This is a genomic window from Acinetobacter sp. UBA3025, assembly GCF_002367915.1.
Classification (GTDB): Bacteria; Pseudomonadota; Gammaproteobacteria; order Pseudomonadales; family Moraxellaceae; genus Acinetobacter.
On record NZ_DFDO01000325.1, the window covers coordinates 1 to 18,982 of the forward strand.

Sequence of the window (18,982 nt, forward strand, 5' to 3'; positions counted from 1 at the left end):
GCTCTTCCGATCTTATGTAGAAAAACTGGTTGAAGGTATCTCTACTCTTGCCGCTGCGTTCGCTGACAAACCAGTAATCGTACGTATGTCTGACTTCAAGTCAAACGAATACGCTAACCTGATCGGCGGTAAACTGTACGAACCTGAAGAAGAAAACCCAATGTTGGGCTTCCGTGGTGCAAGCCGTTATGTATCTGACAACTTCCGTGACTGCTTCGAACTTGAATGCCGTGCACTGAAAAAAGTTCGTGACGAAATGGGTCTGACTAACGTTCAAATCATGATCCCGTTCGTACGTACTGTTGCTGAAGCTAAACGTGTTATTGAGCTATTAGGTCAAAACGGTCTGAAACGTGGTGAAAATGGTCTTAAAGTGATCATGATGTGTGAATTGCCAACTAACGCATTGTTAGCTGAACAGTTCCTTGAACACTTCGACGGTTTCTCTATCGGTTCAAATGATTTAACTCAGTTAACGCTTGGTCTGGACCGTGACTCTGGTATTGTTTCTCACCTGTTTGATGAACGTGATCCAGCAGTAAAAGCACTGCTTTCTATGGCCATCCATGCTTGCCGTAAAGCAGGTAAATATGTAGGTATCTGTGGCCAAGGTCCTTCTGACCACCCGGATCTTGCACAATGGCTGATGGAACAAGGTATTGAATCTGTATCTCTTAACCCAGACTCAGTATTGGATACCTGGTTCTTCCTATCTGAAGAGAAAGCTCAAAAGGCTTAATTCGCTCTATAAAAAAGACCCTTTCATAGGGTCTTTTTTTTATGTTCTCAATATTGCCTCAAATATTGTCTTAATCACATTTATAGTTAAGTGATTAATCATATGTTTTTGATTTAGCTGAAATCAAATCATTTATATAAGCATAAGCTTCTTAGTGTAATGACAAACAAATACCAACAAACAGCATGAGAAAAAATTGCATAATTAAATTTAAGTGAATTTTCACATCTTGATAGCAAAATCATCAATCCTTGCTACACTGTCTCAATTATGGAGGAATTTGGTGATGAACATTCTTGAAAATCCTAAACTTATCCATATATTACACTTATATTCTTTTATTTGTTTTCAGCCTGAAAATACTTAAACTCCTAGTTCAATTTTTGTCTAAATTTATATTTTTGAGATTCAGTTTATATGCAGATTTACTTGGCACGAAATAATCAACAAGCTGGCCCATATACGCTCGAGCAATTAAATCAGATGCTTGCCAACCAACAAGTACTTCTGACTGATTTGGCTTGGCATCAAGGTATGACCGAATGGAAAGCTTTAGGTGAACTCACCCAAGGGAAACTGATCTATCAGCCTGAAGGCTATGTAGCACCAGAAACGCCAGCGACACCAGTCTATCAGGCTCCACAGAACACAAATGAGTCAAGTACAGACCATCTTCGTGCCCGCAGTTCTCAAAATGTTGCAGCAAAAAAAGAACTGGCGAGTATTCCAAGCCGTATTTTAGCCAAGATTGTGGATCTGCTTTTATGGCTGCCTGCGACGTTTATTTTGACCGTATTTTTTACTCCTGAACAGGAAACCCAGTTTGCACAACTGAACCAGGAGTTTATGAATGTGATGTTAAGTAGTGACGCTGACCCTGCTCTGGCACAGCAACTACAAACTCAGATGTTTGACATGTTTTCACAACAGGCATGGATTGCGACTGCAATTTACCTAGTGATCATGCTCGCTATTCAGGCCTTTCTGATTGCCAAATCGGGTCAAAGTATCGGTAAAAAACTGACTAAAATTAAGATCGTAGATGCCGAGACTGGTGAAAAAACCAGCTTGATGCGCGCCTTCACTATTCGCAGTGTATTCTTTATTTTCCTGAATATTATCTTCATGCCACTCAGCACAATCATTGACTGGGCGTTCGGTTTAGGGCAAAAACGTCAAACCGTGCACGATAAACTGGCAAAAACCCAAGTCGTTAAACAATAATTAGTTCTGCCATAAAATGGGATGTTTTGGCATCCCATTTTCCTACATAACTTTGAAATTACAATAAAATTCCTATAAATATTCTTGAAACCCGACCAACAAAATCGGTTTTTATTACAGTCATTTAAAGCACCTATATATATAGCTTAGTTTGGCAATATCAGGCATAATGCCCTACAACGTAGCGGTGTATTATGATTAGAAGGGTGTTTTGTAAAAAAACGGCCTCTTTTATCATGCGACACTTTAATCGCTATCCCATATTAAATTAGGGAATGGGACTCTTCACCGAGGTTGTAAAATGAGACAAACGATTTTAGCTGTATTGTCTTTATCAACGATGGCTGCACTTTTAACAGGGTGTGGTGGTGATCTAGTACTTCTGAACTCTAAAGGTCCAGTTGCTGAAGGCCAAAGTAGCCTGATGGTGACTGCGATTTACTTAATGCTATTGGTGGTAATTCCATCAATTATCATGGCATTATGGTTCGGTTGGAAATATCGCGCATCGAATAAAGACGCAGACTATAAACCTACATGGGCACACTCTACTGCGATTGAAATTGTAGTTTGGGGTATCCCTGTCATTATTATTGGTATTTTAGCTTGGTTAACTTGGTGGGGTTCCCACAAGTACGACCCATACCGCCCACTTGAGGCAGATAAAGCACCATTAACAGTTCAGGTTATTGCTGAACAGTTCAAATGGATCTTCATCTACCCAGAACAAAACATTGCGACTGTAAACGAAATTCGCTTCCCAGAGAAAACTCCGGTAAGTCTTCGTTTGACTTCTAACTTCACGATGAACTCATTCTTCATCCCTGCGTTAAGTGGTCAGATCTATGCAATGGCGGGTATGCAAACTCACCTGAACTTAATGGCAGACGAAACTAGCCCAGCTGAAGGCTACCGCGGTTTCTCTTCTAACTATTCAGGCTATGGCTTCTCACAAATGCGCTTCCGTGCACATGCTGTGACTGATGCTCAGTTTGCTGAATGGGTAGCTGCAGTTAAAGCAGGTAACGGTACTTCAGTAAATCCAGAAGCAGTTCAAAAAACTGTTTTAGACCAAGCTGAATTTGCAAGCTTGCGTGACGGTAACCGTGGTAAACACCAAATCGAAGCGATTATTGCAAAAGCTACGACTCCTGAAGAGAAGGCTGCTGCTGAAGCAATGAAGCCTTACCCAACTAAGCCACATCCAGTGACTTACTACTCTTCTGTTGAGCAAGGTTTGTTTGAATCTGTGATCAATAACTACATGAGTAACTATCACGGTGCTGATCACTCAGCGTCTTCTGTTGCTCACCAGGAAGCAGCTGCTTCTGAAGCACATGTAGATGTTGAACATGCGACTGCTTCTCAAGGAGAATAATTCATGAGCTTCTTAGGTAAGTTAGGTCCAGATGCAATTCCGTACGATCCAATCGTACTGGTAACTGTTGCAATGATGATCTTAGGTGGTATCGCAGTTGTTGCAGGTATTACCTACTTCAAAAAATGGGGCTACCTGTGGAACGAATGGTTCACATCTGTAGACCATAAAAAAATTGGTATCATGTATATCTTTGTATCAGTGATCATGCTGGTACGTGGTTTCGCCGATGCGATCATGATGCGTCTTCAGCAGTTCCTTGCAAAAGGTGGCGGCGAAGGCTACTTGCACCCAGAACACTATGACCAGATCTTCACCGCACACGGTGTGATCATGATCTTCTTCGTGGCAATGGGTCTTGTTGTTGGTTTAATGAACATCTCTGTACCGCTTCAAATCGGTGCACGTGACGTTGCATTCCCATTATTGAACTCTCTAAGTTTCTGGCTGTTCGCTGGTGCTGCGGGTCTGATGATGGCTTCACTTGCGATTGAATACTCTCCTGGCGTCGGTGTGGATTACTACATCTGGGCACTGCAGATTTCAGGTCTGGGTACGCTATTAACGGGTGTTAACTTCTTCGTTACCATCATCAAAATGCGTGCGCCTGGCATGAAACTGATGGAAATGCCAATCTTTACCTGGACATCTTTATGTACAGCAGTATTGATTATCGCAGCATTCCCAGTGTTGACTGCTACTATTGCAATGCTGTCTCTTGACCGTTACTTCGGCTTCCACTTCTTCACAAACGAGCTAGGCGGTAGTCCAATGCTTTATGTGAACTTGATTTGGACTTGGGGTCACCCAGAAGTATACATTCTGGTATTGCCAGCATTTGGTATTTACTCTGAAGTTGTATCGACTTTCGCTCGTAAAGCATTGTTCGGTTATAAATCAATGGTGTATGCAACAGTTGCAATTACAGTATTGTCATTCGTTGTATGGGTTCACCACTTCTTTACCATGGGTGCAGGTGCCAACGTTAACGCGTTCTTCGGTATCATGACCATGATTATTGCGATTCCTACTGGTGTGAAAATCTTCTCTTGGTTGTTCACCATGTACAAGGGTCGTATCGTTTACACTACCCCAATGCTATGGACACTTGGCTTCCTTGTGACTTTTGGTATCGGTGGTTTAACAGGTGTATTGATGGCAGTTCCACCAGCGGACTTCCTGGTACATAACTCTTTATTCCTGATCGCTCACTTCCATAACGTAATTATTGGTGGTGTAGTATTCGCGATGTTCGCGGGTATCATCTTCTACTGGCCGAAAATGTTTGGTTGGAGACTGAATGAGACTTGGGGTAAAGCAGCATTCTGGTTCTGGTTCTTCGGTTTCTACTTTGCATTCATGCCACTTTATATCCTTGGTTTCATGGGTATGACTCGTCGTCTGAATACATTTGATAACCCAGACTGGGATCCGTATGTAAACATCGCAATGTTCGGTGCAGTTCTTGTAGCACTTGGTATTGTATGTTTCATCATGCAAATCGTTGTTGGTTTCCTACAACGCGATCAACGTCTAGATTTGACTGGCGATCCATGGGATGGTCGTACGCTTGAATGGGCTACATCTTCTCCTGCTCCGTTCTATAACTTTGCCCATCTTCCAAAGATCAATGGTATTGATACTTTCTGGATCGAGAAAGAAAACGGTGTTGCTTATGCAAAACCTACGAAGTACGAAGATATCCATATGCCGACTAACCGTGCTGCTGGTTTCATTATCGCAATGTTCATTACTGTTATGGGCTTCGCGTTAATCTGGCACATCTGGTGGTTAGTAGCGGTTACTTTCGTAGCAGCTATCATCAGCTTCATCGTGTCTTCTTTCACCAAGAAAGTGGATTACTATGTTCCTGCTGCTGAAGTTGAGCGTATTGAAGGTGAACGTTATGCGATCCTTGAAAAACACTTGAAGAAGGACTAAGACCATGGCTGAAGTACTTCATCACGATAACCACGGACACGATGAGCATCATCATCACGATGATACTGACATCACTGTCTTTGGTTTCTGGACTTACTTGATGAGTGACCTTATCCTTTTCGGTACACTCTTCATTGCATTCGCTGTTTTAAGTAGCCACGTTCCATTAGGCACTCCAAGCGCGCGTGATCTGTTTGGTGATTCATTAGGCTTCGTTTTAACTGAAACGTTTGCCCTTTTGATCTCTTCCGTAACTTTTGGTTTTGCCGTTCTAGCTGCCTACAAGAAAAACGTTGGTCAGGTTCTTACCTGGTTAGCGATCACTTGGTTATTCGGTGCTGCCTTCATCGGTATGGAACTTTATGAGTTCAATCATTTAGTTCATGCTGGTCATGGCCCTAGCACTTCTGCGTTCCTGTCTTCGTTCTTTACGCTGGTAGGTACGCACGGTATCCACGTGACTTCAGGTTTGGTATGGATGATCGTGTTAATGATTCAAATCAAGAAATATGGTTTGACTCTACCTAACACTCGTCGTCTTGCGTGCCTAAGCTTGTTCTGGCACTTCCTTGACATCGTATGGATCTGTGTATTCAGCGTAGTTTACTTGATGGGAGTTCTATAATGAGTCATGATCATAACGCTGCTGGCGAATCACACGGTAACATGAAGCAATATACTGTTGGCTTCATCCTGTCTGTTGTCCTTACTGTAATTCCATTCGGTATGGTCATGGCAGGTGGTTTTAGCCGCGGTATCTTGATTACTGCTATTGCAATTACTGCAGTCGCTCAGATTCTTGTGCAATTAATTTACTTCTTGCACATGAACTCTTCTTCAGAGCAACGCTGGAACGTAATTGCATTTGTGTATACCATCTTAACCATCGCTATTCTTTTAGTGGGTTCTGTATGGATCATGAACTACCTACACTACAACATGATGATCTAAACTGGTTGTCATGCTGAAAAAGTATTTATTCCTGACTAAGCCAGGAATTCTCTTCGGTAACTTTGTTACCACTTTGGGTGGCTACTTCGTAGCCACTCAAGGTTCTGTAGATTTCCTTCTCCTGCTTCTTACTCTTATTGGTACTACTCTCGTAGTGGCATCAGGATGCGTGGTCAATAACGTTATTGATCAGGACATCGACCAAAAAATGCAGCGCACGCAAAATCGCGCACTTGTCAAAAAAACTATTTCTGTACCTGTTGCTCTCACCTTTGCTTTTGTACTAGGTGTGATCGGTTTTGGCATTTTATGGTTCTGGGTAAATGCATACGCTTTCCTATTCGCAGTTATTGGTTTTGTCGTATACGTTGGTTTTTACAGCTTATGGACAAAACGAACAACTATTCACCAAACACTGGTAGGCAGTATTTCTGGTGCAGCACCGCCTGTGATCGGTTATACCGCAGTTGCAAGCCAGTTTGACCTGGGTGCCCTTTTAATTTTTCTAGGGTATGCACTCTGGCAAATGCCCCATTCATGGGGAATTGCAGTCTATCGTTTTGAAGATTACAAAAATGCAGGCATTCCAATTCTGCCTGTCGCCCGTTCAATTCGACGTACCAAGATCGAATCTTTGATCTACTTGATATTGTTCGGAATTACCATGAATGCTTTATTTGTTTATGGTTATGCAAACTGGATCTATCTGGTGGTATTAAATCTGATGACGCTTTACTGGATCTATCTCAGTATTCAGGGCTTTAAAGCTGAAGATAATCAGGCATGGGCAAAACAGTATTTCATGTTCTCGGTCAAACTAATTACCGTGATCAGTATTATTTTCAGTTTTACTTCTACCGCCCCGCAGAATCCAATCATATTTTTTTAAGAAGATAGAGTTTTACTCTATCTTTTTTATTTCTTCTACTAAATACATAATCCCTTCCGAGCTTACTTAAAGTAACTTTGTTTCCTTTAGAAACTTAACTCTTGTAAATTTTTTATTTGTTTCCATACGTGCTCAAACATTCATCATCTGGCAAGATTTGCTTGTATTTCAGCCCCAAAACCACTAAACTTCACACTTCGCATATTATGCGACACAACCAAGGTTGTGACTCCTTGCTTCAATTTCACTTAAATTGGGGCTGTTTAAACCGTAAGGAGCTGACAATGCGTCACTACGAAATCGTACTATTGGTACATCCAGACCAAAGCGATCAAGTTGTGGGTATGGTAGAACGTTACCTGACTCACATCAAAGAAGCTGAAGGTCAAATCCACCGTCTTGAAGACTGGGGCCGTCGTCAATTGGCTTACCCAATCAACAAGATCCACAAAGCTCACTACATTCTGATGAATGTTGAGTGTGGTCAAACTACTCTTGATGAGCTAGAAGAATTGTTCCGTTATAACGATGCAATCATTCGTAGCCTTATCATCCGTCGTGAAAACGCTATCACTGAAGAGTCACTATTGGCTAAGAGTGCTGAAGAAAAACGTGCGCGTAAAGCTCAACGTGAAGAAGCACAACAAGCTCAAGACTCTGCTGAAGCATAAGGAGAACCTAACATGGCACGTTTTTACCGTCGTCGCAAGTTCTGCCGCTTTACAGCTGAGAACGTTACGTACATCGACTACAAAGATATCGACACTTTAAAACAGTACATCACTGAAAACGGCAAGATTGTTCCTAGCCGTATTACAGGTACTAAAGCTCGTTACCAACGTCAGCTAGCACTTGCTATCAAACAAGCTCGCTACTTGTCTTTGATCCCTTACACTGACAATCATAAGTGAGGTTGAGCTGTGGATATTATCTTATTACAACGCATTAAAAACCTTGGTAAACTTGGTGATAAAGTTTCAGTTAAAGCTGGTTACGGCCGTAACTACTTGATCCCTCAAGGTAAAGCAGTTGCAGCTACTGAAGCTAACACTGCTGCTTTTGAAGCTCGTCGTGCTGAACTTGAGAAACAAGAAGCTGAAGTATTAGCTGCTGCTCAAGCACGTGCTGACCAATTGAACGAAGTAAACATCGTAATCACTGCGAAAGCTGGTGATGAAGGTAAACTGTTCGGTTCAATCGGTACTCGTGACATCGCTGACGCGTTGACAAATGCTGGTCTTACAGTTGACCGTGCTGAAGTTCGTCTTCCAAATGGCGCACTTCGCAACACTGGTGAATTCAACATCGCAATCCAATTGCATCATGATGTTGCTGCAGAAGTTCTGGTTACTATCGTAGCTGAGTAATTTCTCACCGAAAAAAGGGCATGCTTTGGCATGCTCTTTTTTTATCTCTAAAAAATATAATCTGCTCAACAGTAGAAAATTCAATTTATTCTTCGCGTTCACAAAAAATTGCACTTCGCATTTTGGATCAGACCGCGTATCATTTCATCTCGTAGTGAATAAACCTTATTCATCTCCGACAATATTTAACCATTGTATTTAAAATCAGGGATTTATATGTCACAGGCGAATGCCAGCAAAAAGGCACCTACCGCTAAACCAGAAATTGTTGCTGATACGGAACTTAAGGAGTTCCGTACTCCCCCGCACAATTTAGCGATTGAACAGGCTGTACTTGCTGCCCTTATGACTGTGGCTGAATCTTTTGAACAAGTCGGCGATGTACTTACCGAAAATGATTTTTATGCGACCCGGCATAAATATATCTTCCGTGCCATTGAACAGCTTTCTAAAGAAAACTCGCCTTATGATGCAGTACTGGTTCATGACTGGCTGATCAAGCAGAACTTACTCGATGCGGTCGGTGGTGAAGAATATTTGATGCAGCTAATGGCTGACTCGCCGTCAAGTTTCTATAACCTGGAAACCTATGCCGGAAAAATTAAAGAGTTCTCTACTTTACGTAGCATGATCAAGGTCAGCTCTGAAATTTTACAGAATGCCTATGACACTAAAGGCCGTCCGGTGAGTGAAATTCTGGATCTGGCTGAAACTAATATTTTCTCGATTGCCGAACAACATAACAACAATGCCAAGGCTCAAGGCCCAAAAGCAATTAATACCGTTGTAGCTGATGTATTTGATAAATTAAATGAACTATCTCAGCTTGAAGGTTCAATTACTGGTCTAACCACCGGTTTTGTGGAACTGGACAACAAAACCTCCGGTATGCAGGCCGGCGATTTGATTATTGTTGCAGCCCGTCCTTCTATGGGTAAAACCACCTTTGCCATGAACCTGGTCGAAAGTGTGCTGTTTAACAACAACCTCCCTGCACTGGTCTATTCGATGGAGATGCCAGCGGATTCAATCGCGATGCGTTTGATTTCCTCTTTCGGCCGCGTGCATCAAGGGCATTTACGTGCCGGTAAGATGGACAGTGATGAATGGTCAAAAGTGACCAGTACCATTGTGCATTTACAGGAAAAGCATCTTTATATCGATGACTCCTCTGCACTTCCACCAACTGAGGTTCGTGCGCGTGCGCGTCGTATTGCCAAAATGCATGGCGGTAAGCTTGGTTGTATCATGGTCGATTACCTTCAATTGATGAAAGTACCTGGGATGGGTGATAACCGTGTTGGTGAGATCTCGGAAATTTCCCGGAGCTTAAAAGCCTTGGCTAAAGAGATGCATTGCCCTGTGATTGCCTTATCACAGTTGAACCGTTCTCTAGAAAACCGTCCCAACAAACGCCCAGTGATGTCTGACCTTCGTGAATCTGGTGCGATCGAACAGGATGCCGACTTGATCATGTTTATTTACCGTGACGAGGTTTATAACAAGGAATCGAAAGAAGCCGGCACTGCCGAGATTATTATCGGTAAACAGCGTAATGGTCCAATTGGTACCGTACGTCTGGCATTTGAAGGTCAATATACCCGTTTCAGTAATCTCTCTCCTGAGTTCTATGCCCAGTATGATGATGAAGAGTAAGTATTCAAGTTTGATCTGAGTGTAGAAAAGAGGCCGAAATGGTCTCTTTTTTATTTAGAATGCTTGCTTTGCATGAAATTATATAAATGAGCATGTCCATTTATGGTAGATAGGTCTACAATATTTGCAATTTTGAAATGACCGCTTTTGTTTTCACAATCCTGTTATTTCTCTCCCTCTTTTGTGTGTTCCACACGATATTATTTTTATCATCCCGCAGGAGTATCTAGGGTGCGCCAAGCTACAGTTTATATTGACAGTGAAGCACTGCAATATAATTTAAACCGTGTCAAACAACTTGCCCCAACCGCTAAAATCGTCAGCATGGTCAAAGCCAATGCTTACGGACATGGAGTTAAAGACTGCTTAGCAGCCTTAAAAGATAGTGATGCCTTTGGTGTCGCCTGTCTGGAAGAAGCGCTGGAAATTCGTGAACTCGGCTACCAGCAACCCATTACCCTAATCGAAGGCATTTTCTCTGCAGATGAAATGCAGGTTGTGATCGATCAGAATATTGAAGTCATTGTGCATCATCAGCCACAACTGGACTGGTTACTGGCAAATAAAGAAGCCTATATTGCGAAAGGCCTAAAAGTTTGGGTAAAACTCAACAGCGGTATGAACCGTCTTGGTTTTAAAATTGATGTGATTAAAAATGTGATCAATCAATTAAAAGCAGAAGGTTTTACCTGCGTGCTGGCGATGCACTTTGCCAATGCTGATGCGGAACATCCTCTCAATGAACAGCAAATCCAGCAGTTCTTGGAAGTGAAGAATGACTGCGCACCTTTAATGGGTTCTTGCTGTAACTCAGCTGCGATCTATAAATATCCAGAATTGCATTTTGACTTTGTTCGTCCGGGCATCATGCTCTACGGCGCGACTCCATTTGCAGACAAGACTGTACATGATCTAGATCTAAAACCAGTCATGACTTTTACCGCTGAAGTGATTGCATTGAATAATATCAAACCTGGTGAACATGTCGGTTATGGTTCAACTTTTACTGCTGACAAAGACATGACCTTGGCCATTGTTTCTATCGGTTATGGTGACGGCTATCCACGAGCTTTCCCGAAACAGAACTATGTTGTAATTCATGGCCAGCAAACCCGTGTGATTGGCCGTGTCGCAATGGATATGATTGCCATTGATGCGACTAACCTAAATCTGGAATTGGGTACTGAAGTCGAACTATGGGGCAAATCCCGTCTGGTCGATGATGTGGCTGAGGCCAATGGCACCATTGGTTATGAATTGCTTTGCCGTATGTCTGCCCGCCCGGTACGCAAACTGGTTTAAAGAAAAACTAGCCAGAAATAAAAAAGCCCAATATAAATTGGGCTTTTTTATACGGTCAGTATTTAAGCTAATTTTTGTTCTTCATTTTCGATTAATGACAGTTCAAGTAATAAAGCATCTACTTGTTCTTGGTTAAAATCATTAGGCGTAAAAACTTCAAGCCCCATCTCTTGGCAGAATTGTTGAATGGAACTGCGTTTAGAAATGTATTTCATCGACCAGTCGCCAAAAGTACGCTGCTCAATCTCTTTAGTTTCAAATAGTTTAATATTTTTATGGCGTGAATCTTTAGATAGTCTCTCTGTCAGTAAAGCTTTTAAAACCAGACATTCACCTTCCAAGCACTGGAAAAAATGTCCATCAGCAAAATAAAGCACCCCTGTTATTTGATTAGGATGATTAAAATCACGTGCTTCTTTAAGGATATCCGTTAAATCTTGAAGTAAGTCGGCTTTGGACGAGGTACTTTCACTGGCATAACAAAATTGGTACAAACGGCTAACCTCTATCCTTATCTATGCAATATCGTATAGAAGTTAGCACTGTACACTAAGCAGTCAATTTTTACTAATTTTTATAAGAAATACTTATTTTTATTTCTATAAATCTTATAAGAAATAGTCATTCGATGGTGTGGGTAATTCCGCCAAGCCTTTCTTTAAAGTTTCTGACCATTGCCGGCTAATATCCGTAAAATACTCATCGTCTTCAGCAATACGTTTCCCTTTCGGCATCATCAAGCTGTCTTTTTTATAGACGAGTACATCTAGCGGCATACCGACAGATACATTTGAACGTAAGGTAGAAGCAAAAGAAATCAAAGAACAACGTAATGCCTCATCGAGTGGCATATCATAGGTCAGGGCACGATCCAGAATCGGCTTACCGTATTTACTTTCACCAATCTGGAAATATGGCGTATCTCGTGTCGCGCAAATAAAATTGCCTTGCGGGTAGATATGATAGAGCTGCAGTTCCTGATTTTTAATCTGGCCGCCGACCAAGAAATTACAATAGTAAGTACTTTGTTCTAAACTATCATCAGTCACATTGGCAATTACTTTTTTGAGCGTATTGCCCACCAGTTCCGCAACATCAAACATGGTGGGTAAACTCAGGATATTCGGTTCCTGTCTGAGTTCCAGCTGATTTCTGATATGTCCGATTACTGCCTGTGTTGTTGCCAGGTTTCCGGAGGCCTGTAGTACGATAACGCGCTCCCCATCTGCCCCAAAGGTATATAATTTTCGAAATACCGAAATGTGATCCACACCGGCATTGGTGCGTGTATCACTGATAAATAGCATACCTTGCTCTAAACGAAGGGCACAACAATACGTCATTTTTTGTCCTTATTAATGAATTAACATCCTAGTACCTGGACGATGGAATACATGGATTCCACACCGCCCTCTTCTCTTACACCACGAACCGGTGCAACATCCCAATAGTCGCGTCCCACCGCAACATAGACATGCGCACTTGGCGTAAATAACAGATTACTCACATCAAAACAGTACCATGCCTGTTCAATAAATACCTCAGCCCAAGCGTGACTCGCCAGATGTGAGGCATTCTGTGCATAAAGATAACCTGAAATATAACGTGATGGTAAACCTAAATGTTTACACATGGCGATAAAAATATGACTGTGATCCTGACAGACGCCCTGACATGCTTCAAAGGCATCAATCGCAGAACCCTGTACCGTAGTACTATTTGATATATAAGGAACGTGTTCGAGTACGGCTTGGGCCAAGTCGATTAAATGTTTACGAGTTAATGCTGGAACATGCCGCTCTGCAAAATCCTTCATCTCTGCATTACATTTTGTGGTTTCAGTCGGCTGTAAAAACAGATAGGTATTTAAGGAATCATTCAAGCCCTGCTCATGCGCGAGATTTAGCTCAACGATGCCTTGTGCCATGATCATCAGGCTATGATAGGATTCACGTTGTGTACTGGTCATCCAGAGATTTTTAAAGGCATCATGCCGAATCACTTTCTGACCCGGTACACTGACATCCCAATAATGCACTTTCTGGTGTTCATTGGTTGACGGCATCATTTTGATGTACTGAATACTGTTCCTCACCTCGGCTGTGTACGTATATTGCGTCTGGTGATTCACCATCAATTTCATACATCAGCCTCGAACAAGCGATGAATATGATCACTAAACTGGTAAAACTGCTTCAGATCAGGTGCGGCACGTAACTGTGTCCAGTATTGCTTTACACTGCCCCAGCCAATCTCACAGAGTGTATCCACAATATAATCGATTTTACATAAGGTACGGGTCGTATCTTCACCGAGACGTAACTGCTGATCAAGCTGTTCCAGACATTGGCCCAGACTGAAAAATAGAAATACATCTGATGATTCTGCTTCCAGAATTTCGGCACAATCTGTCACGACATCACAGATATAACCGGCATTCTGATCCGCAGTTTTAATCAGTTTCAGTAGTTCGGAATAGGCTTCGCCAGACAATACACCGCGTAATTCCTGAATATTGTCTTTTGCCACCTGAAACTGTTGGGTAAATGAAGTCGGCTGTGTACTATCCAGAACCAGCTCATTTAATGAACTGGCATCAAACGCAGGCAAACAGAAAGCATGTGCATAAGCCACAGCGGCTTCATCATCTAAAAATGGAAAATGCGAACATAAAAACTGGGTACGAGATAAATAACGGCCTAACCAAAAAATATGTTGCGCATTGGTATTTAATAAAACCATGACGTTATCCTTCTTTGGAATGTTATGAATGTAAGTTGTCGACTACCCAAGTATCTTTGATCCCGCCACCTTGTGATGAGTTGACCACCAGTGAGCCTGCCTGCATGGCTACCCGGGTCAGACCACCTGGCACAATTTCAGTGCGGTAAGGTGAGCTCAAGACAAAAGGACGCAGATCAATATGTCGTTCAGCAATACCAAAATTGCTTAAAGTCGGACTGACCGACAAATCCAAAGTTGGCTGCGCAATATATAAATGCGGCGCAGCTAAAATCTTATCTCTGAAAATATCAATATGCTGTTGAGAGGCTTGTGGCCCAATCAGCATGCCGTAACCGCCAGAACCTTGTGCTTCCTTGACGACCAGCTGATCCAAATTTGCCAACACATAGTCCAGATCTTCCGGATTACGACATTGGTAGGTTGGAACATTATTTAAAATCGGTTTTTCACCTAAATAAAAATGAATCATTTTATCGACATAAGGATAAATCGATTTATCATCTGCCACACCTGTACCCGGTGCATTTGCGATTACAACATTATGCTGCAAATATGCGGACATTAAGCCCGGAACACCCAAAGTACTGTCTGGTTTAAAGCACAGTGGATCAAGATAGGCGTCGTCGACCCTTCTATAAATAACATCAACCTGTTGACGCCCACGTATCGTTTTTACATAAACCTTAGAGTTCTCAACAAAAAGATCACGTGATGTCACTAAAGGCACGTCCATCTCCCTTGCAAGACAAGCGTGTTCATAGTAGGCACTATTGAAACGACCCGGAGTTAAAACCACAATAAAAGGATTATTGGTATAAGCATTTTCCGCCAGAATTTCTTTTAAGAGTTTTGGATATTGTTCAATACCGGCAATATTGGATTGCTCAAACACTTTAGGCATTAACTTCTGGCTGATCTTGCGGCATTCCAGCATATAAGACACACCAGACGGCGTTCTCAGGTTATCTTCCAGTACGTAAAATTCGCCTTTGAAATCCCGGATAATATCAATCCCGCTAATCTGGCTATAAATGCTGCCTTTCAAATGATGCTGGTACATATGCGGCTGATACGCTTCATGAGTCAGCACCTGAAGTTCAGGGACAATATTGGCTTTGAGAATATCCTGCTGATGATAAATATCATGTAGAAACAGGTTTAAGGCTCGAACGCGCTGTGCTGAACCGAGTGCCACCATATTCCACTGTTTACGCGCAATCACCCGGGGAATTACATCAAAAGGAATAGTCCGCTCAGTGCCTTGCTCATCGCCGTATACGGTAAACGTAATACCGTCATAGAGAAAATGTTCTTTTGCTACTTCATTTAGCTGATTCAGCTCATCCAGGGTATGCTGTGACAGCCATTCTTCAAGTCGTTGACCTGCCTGACTGTTTATTACCTGATGATCACGCATTTCATTGAAAAATTTCGAAGAAATCTCTTGATATAAAAAATGCGAACTGTGCTTAATTGAAATATTGAGTGCTGTAGTATCTGTAAAATTTTTGCTTAAATCTGCTGCAGTATGATTTTCTACTGTTGTAATAGTATTTGTATCCTGGCTTTCTTTTAGCATACAAACCTCGTCATTGTAATCTATTATAATAAAATCAGAGCAATATCCATGCCATGACATCCGTTTCGAAGTCTGTATTAACCCAGCAAAGTGCCTATTCACTCAATATCATTTTTCACCAAGATGTTTACGGATTGCAGGACAATTGTTGCGCAGAATAACTTGCGAAAAAAATCCAGATTTCTTATTGTGGTAAGCTCATATTTAATTTGTTTCCACTGATTGCCAGTAAAAATACATTATGTCAGCACAAGAAAAAGAAACCTCCAATAGCCTTTACCGCCAATGGCAAATCTTGTCGCGTCTTTCTACCGGCAAATGGATGGGAACCCGTGAACTCCAGGAAATCCTGAATCGTGAAGGGATCGAGATCAGTTTGCGTACCATTCAGCGTGATCTGAACCAGATTGCCCAGCGTTTCCCGATTGAGAGCAGTAAAACCACGCCCCAGGGCTGGCGCTGGCGTTCAGATGCCCCGATTCAAAGCTTGCCGCATATGACCAGTTCGCAAGCGGTGACCTTTATGATGGTGGAAGAACATCTGAAACATTTGCTGCCACCTAGTCTGATTGAAGAAATGAATCCCTGGTTTGATCTGGCTCGACGCAGCCTGTCTTCACAAAATAACGTACGACAATGGATTAACCGGGTCAGAATCGTGCCAGCTACCCAACCGCTTATTCCGCCTGTCGTTGATAAAACGGCCCAACAGGCGATTTACGAAGGCCTGTTACAGGACAAACAGCTGGAATGTGTTTATCAGGGTCGTGGTCATAATGGCGAAGAGAAAACCTATATTTTAAATCCGCTGGCATTAGTACAAAAAGGTTCAATTATCTATCTGGTCTGTACCCGTCATGATAAATCGGATATTCAAACCTTTGCCCTGCACCGTTTTAAATCAGCTGTAGTGCTGAATTCTCGTGCCCTACACCCGGTAAATTTTGATATTGATGAATATATTGAATCTGGCGCTTTAGGATTCCGGGTCGACTTTAATCAGCCAACAGAAAATGTATTGCTTCAACTGAGCATGCCTGAATCTGATGCGCACTATTTTGAAGAAAGTCAGCTCAGCAAAGATCAAAAAATTGAAAAAATTGAAAATGGCATAACCCTGATTAGCGCAACTGTGCCTTTTACCTCACAACTGGTCTGGTGGTTGCGCAGTTTTGGCAATAAAATCAAGCACATTGAACCAAAAATAGTGGCAGATGCTGTTTACCAAGTAGAGGAAACCGATTCAGCTTCTTCCAAAGAATAAAAAAGTCCCCATTTTGGGGACCTGATCAATTTATCATTTTATTTTTCTTATTGTTCTGGTGGTCTGTTACTGAGCCGGTCTGCTTTCCTCTTGCCCCAGAAAACAGACCGGATGTGTCACATTAGCAATTAAAGAGTCCGGCAACATGAGCAAGCCAGCTCTGCATTATTAAAACGGATCGATTTTTTTGTCATAATTTACACTCCTGTTATGGGGATAAAAATCACTATAGAGCGCTTAAGCCTGTTTTTGAAATAAAAAGAATGCATGCCTTTTGCACAATTTTTCTATAGAAGATTATTTGGAAAATTTATAATCTATCTAGAAGATAAATATGGCGATCATTAAAAGACTTCCAGCAGGTTTATAAAATTAAAAAACAATTCTATGCTTGTATAAGCCAGGCAGCTCTGCACATTATTAAATGCTATGGTAGTGGAAATAGGGATTTAATTTCATAATGGCTAACCCTGCGCAATTAGTACGACACAAATTACTTAATACTTTTTTTTCACGGCACTCGGTCTGGTTTGCCTGCATCACCATCGCCGTTATTTTTACGATTTTTCATATCGGTTATGAGCCGCGCTATATTTATTATTTTATGCCGGCAACCTTAGTGAATACGTTATGGATCGTCAGTATTCTGCTGAGCCTGCTAGGCCTATATGATGTCTTGCAAAACAGACATTCTATCTTAAAAAATTACCCGATTATGGGGCACTTCCGCTTTATCTTTGAAGAATTCCGCCCCGAAATTCGTCAGTATTTTATCGAAGCGGATCGGGATGCCCTGCCATTTTCACGTATGCAGCGCAGTCTGGTGTATCAGCGTGCCAAAAATGAAAATTCAGATAAGCCCTTCGGCTCGATCATGAATGTTTATGAAGAAAACTATAAGTTTATTAGCCATTCCCTCACCCCTTGCAGACCTGCCGATCCAGAAACCTTTCGTATTCTGATCGGCAATGAGCAATGTACCCAGCCTTATTCTGCTTCCATTTTGAATATCTCAGCCATGAGTTTCGGGAGTTTAAGTGCCAATGCGGTTCGGGCTTTAAATCTTGGTGCGCAAAAAGGCAAATTCTTTCATGATACCGGTGAAGGTAGTATCAGCCCTTATCATCTGGAACATGGCGGTGACATTGTCTGGGAAATTGGTAGCGGCTATTTTGGTTGCCGGACCTTAGAGGGTCAGTTTGATCCGGTGAAATTTGCAGAAAAAGCCAAACTTCCTCAAGTGAAGATGATTGAAATCAAACTCTCACAAGGTGCAAAGCCTGGACATGGCGGGATTTTACCTAAAGCCAAGATTTCAGAAGAAATTGCTCAGATTCGCGGGATTAGCCGTGAACATGACTGTGTCTCACCTTCTGGACATCCGGCGTTTAAAACCCCGATTGAAATGATGAATTTCATTCAACAACTACGTGAGCTTTCTGAAGGTAAGCCAGTCGGATTCAAGCTTTGTCTGGGTCAACCTTGGCAATTTATGAGTATGGTGAAAGCCATGCTACATACCAAAATTTATCCTGATTTTATTGTGGTAGATGGATCTGAGGGCGGTACCGGTGCTGCACCAATTGAATTGATTGACTATATGGGTACTCCTTTAAGAGAAGGTCTTTTGTTTGTGCACAATACCTTGGTCGGTGCAGGATTGAGAGACAAGATTAAAATTGGTGCAAGTGGGAAAATTATCAGTGCTTTTGATATCGCCAGTACCATGGCACTTGGGGCTGATTGGGTTAATTCAGCGCGCGGATTCATGTTTGCAGTCGGCTGTATTCAAGCCCAAAGTTGTCATACCAATCAATGCCCAGTGGGAGTGACTACTCAGGATAAAGAGCGTCAAAAAGCCCTACATGTCCCGACTAAGGCCGAGCGAGTGTTTTATTTCCATAAAAATACAATGCATGCCCTGTCCGAGCTAATCGCTTCAGCAGG

General features: G+C 42.0%; 19 protein-coding genes. 14 read left to right on the forward strand and 5 right to left on the reverse strand.

Translation table 11 applies throughout. The annotated features are described in order from the left end of the window. The 12 genes from B4J23_RS13805 to alr form a co-directional block, all read left to right on the forward strand. The coding region (locus tag B4J23_RS13805; protein WP_349678871.1) for a putative PEP-binding protein at positions 1-739 on the forward strand (739 nt) is incomplete at its 5' end. Positions 740-1,156: 417 nt separating this feature from the next. Continuing rightward, a complete protein-coding gene (locus B4J23_RS13810) occupies positions 1,157-1,963 on the forward strand; it encodes an RDD family protein (protein WP_291361403.1) in 807 nt (268 codons plus the stop codon). 301 nt (positions 1,964-2,264) lie between these two features. Next, the gene (gene cyoA / locus B4J23_RS13815; RefSeq protein ID WP_004783870.1) at positions 2,265-3,341 is read left to right on the forward strand and encodes a ubiquinol oxidase subunit II; all 1,077 of its coding nucleotides are present in this window, start codon (positions 2,265-2,267) and stop codon (positions 3,339-3,341) included. A gap of 3 nt (positions 3,342-3,344) precedes the next feature. Next, positions 3,345-5,282, forward strand: coding sequence for a cytochrome o ubiquinol oxidase subunit I (cyoB, locus tag B4J23_RS13820; RefSeq protein WP_291361406.1), 1,938 nt, complete (start codon positions 3,345-3,347; stop codon positions 5,280-5,282). Between the two features lie 4 nt (positions 5,283-5,286). Further along, positions 5,287-5,907, forward strand: coding sequence for a cytochrome o ubiquinol oxidase subunit III (gene cyoC, locus B4J23_RS13825; protein ID WP_004783873.1), 621 nt, complete (start codon positions 5,287-5,289; stop codon positions 5,905-5,907). Next, the gene (locus B4J23_RS13830) at positions 5,904-6,233 is read left to right on the forward strand and encodes a cytochrome o ubiquinol oxidase subunit IV (protein ID WP_171064814.1); all 330 of its coding nucleotides are present in this window, start codon (positions 5,904-5,906) and stop codon (positions 6,231-6,233) included. Before cyoC ends, B4J23_RS13830 begins: the two co-directional genes overlap by 4 nt. 10 nt (positions 6,234-6,243) lie before the next feature. Then, entirely contained in the window at positions 6,244-7,122 is an 879-nt protein-coding gene (gene cyoE, locus B4J23_RS13835) for a heme o synthase (RefSeq protein WP_291361409.1), read from the forward strand. A 284-nt stretch (positions 7,123-7,406) separates the two neighbouring features. Next, positions 7,407-7,793 (forward strand): 30S ribosomal protein S6, encoded by a 387-nt coding sequence (gene rpsF, locus B4J23_RS13840; RefSeq protein WP_004696436.1) that lies wholly within the window; start codon positions 7,407-7,409, stop codon positions 7,791-7,793. Between the two features lie 12 nt (positions 7,794-7,805). Then, positions 7,806-8,033, forward strand: coding sequence for a 30S ribosomal protein S18 (gene rpsR, locus B4J23_RS13845; RefSeq protein ID WP_004278792.1), 228 nt, complete (start codon positions 7,806-7,808; stop codon positions 8,031-8,033). Between the two features lie 9 nt (positions 8,034-8,042). Further along, positions 8,043-8,489, forward strand: a complete 447-nt coding sequence (gene rplI / locus B4J23_RS13850; RefSeq protein ID WP_004783880.1) for a 50S ribosomal protein L9 — start codon at positions 8,043-8,045, stop codon at positions 8,487-8,489. A 216-nt stretch (positions 8,490-8,705) separates the two neighbouring features. Then, positions 8,706-10,145: a replicative DNA helicase gene (gene dnaB / locus B4J23_RS13855; protein ID WP_291361432.1), complete on the forward strand. Its 1,440-nt coding sequence runs from the start codon at positions 8,706-8,708 to the stop codon at positions 10,143-10,145. A gap of 231 nt (positions 10,146-10,376) precedes the next feature. Continuing rightward, positions 10,377-11,447, forward strand: a complete 1,071-nt coding sequence (gene alr / locus B4J23_RS13860) for an alanine racemase (protein WP_291361434.1) — start codon at positions 10,377-10,379, stop codon at positions 11,445-11,447. Positions 11,448-11,509: 62 nt separating this feature from the next. On the opposite strand, the gene B4J23_RS13865 is transcribed toward alr, so the two are convergent. The 5 genes from B4J23_RS13865 to B4J23_RS13885 form a co-directional block, all read right to left on the reverse strand. Continuing rightward, positions 11,510-11,941 carry a BLUF domain-containing protein gene (locus B4J23_RS13865; RefSeq protein WP_034704218.1) on the reverse strand — a complete coding sequence of 144 codons (432 nt, stop codon included), beginning with the start codon at positions 11,939-11,941 and terminating at the stop codon, positions 11,510-11,512. A gap of 114 nt (positions 11,942-12,055) precedes the next feature. Continuing rightward, positions 12,056-12,790, reverse strand: coding sequence for a proteasome-type protease (locus tag B4J23_RS13870; RefSeq protein WP_291361437.1), 735 nt, complete (start codon positions 12,788-12,790; stop codon positions 12,056-12,058). A gap of 20 nt (positions 12,791-12,810) precedes the next feature. After that, a complete protein-coding gene (locus tag B4J23_RS13875; RefSeq protein WP_291361439.1) occupies positions 12,811-13,590 on the reverse strand; it encodes a transglutaminase family protein in 780 nt (259 codons plus the stop codon). Further along, positions 13,587-14,189: an alpha-E domain-containing protein gene (locus B4J23_RS13880; RefSeq protein WP_291361441.1), complete on the reverse strand. Its 603-nt coding sequence runs from the start codon at positions 14,187-14,189 to the stop codon at positions 13,587-13,589. The genes B4J23_RS13875 and B4J23_RS13880 overlap by 4 nt, the downstream gene beginning before the upstream one ends. Positions 14,190-14,211: 22 nt before the next feature. Next, entirely contained in the window at positions 14,212-15,771 is a 1,560-nt protein-coding gene (locus B4J23_RS13885; RefSeq protein WP_291361443.1) for a circularly permuted type 2 ATP-grasp protein, read from the reverse strand. 241 nt (positions 15,772-16,012) lie between these two features. Between B4J23_RS13885 and B4J23_RS13890 the strand changes: the two genes are divergently transcribed. Further along, positions 16,013-17,035, forward strand: a complete 1,023-nt coding sequence (locus tag B4J23_RS13890; protein ID WP_291361445.1) for a helix-turn-helix transcriptional regulator — start codon at positions 16,013-16,015, stop codon at positions 17,033-17,035. A gap of 460 nt (positions 17,036-17,495) precedes the next feature. Next, positions 17,496-18,982: FMN-binding glutamate synthase family protein (locus B4J23_RS13895; protein WP_291361447.1), on the forward strand; the 1,487-nt coding region annotated here is incomplete at its 3' end.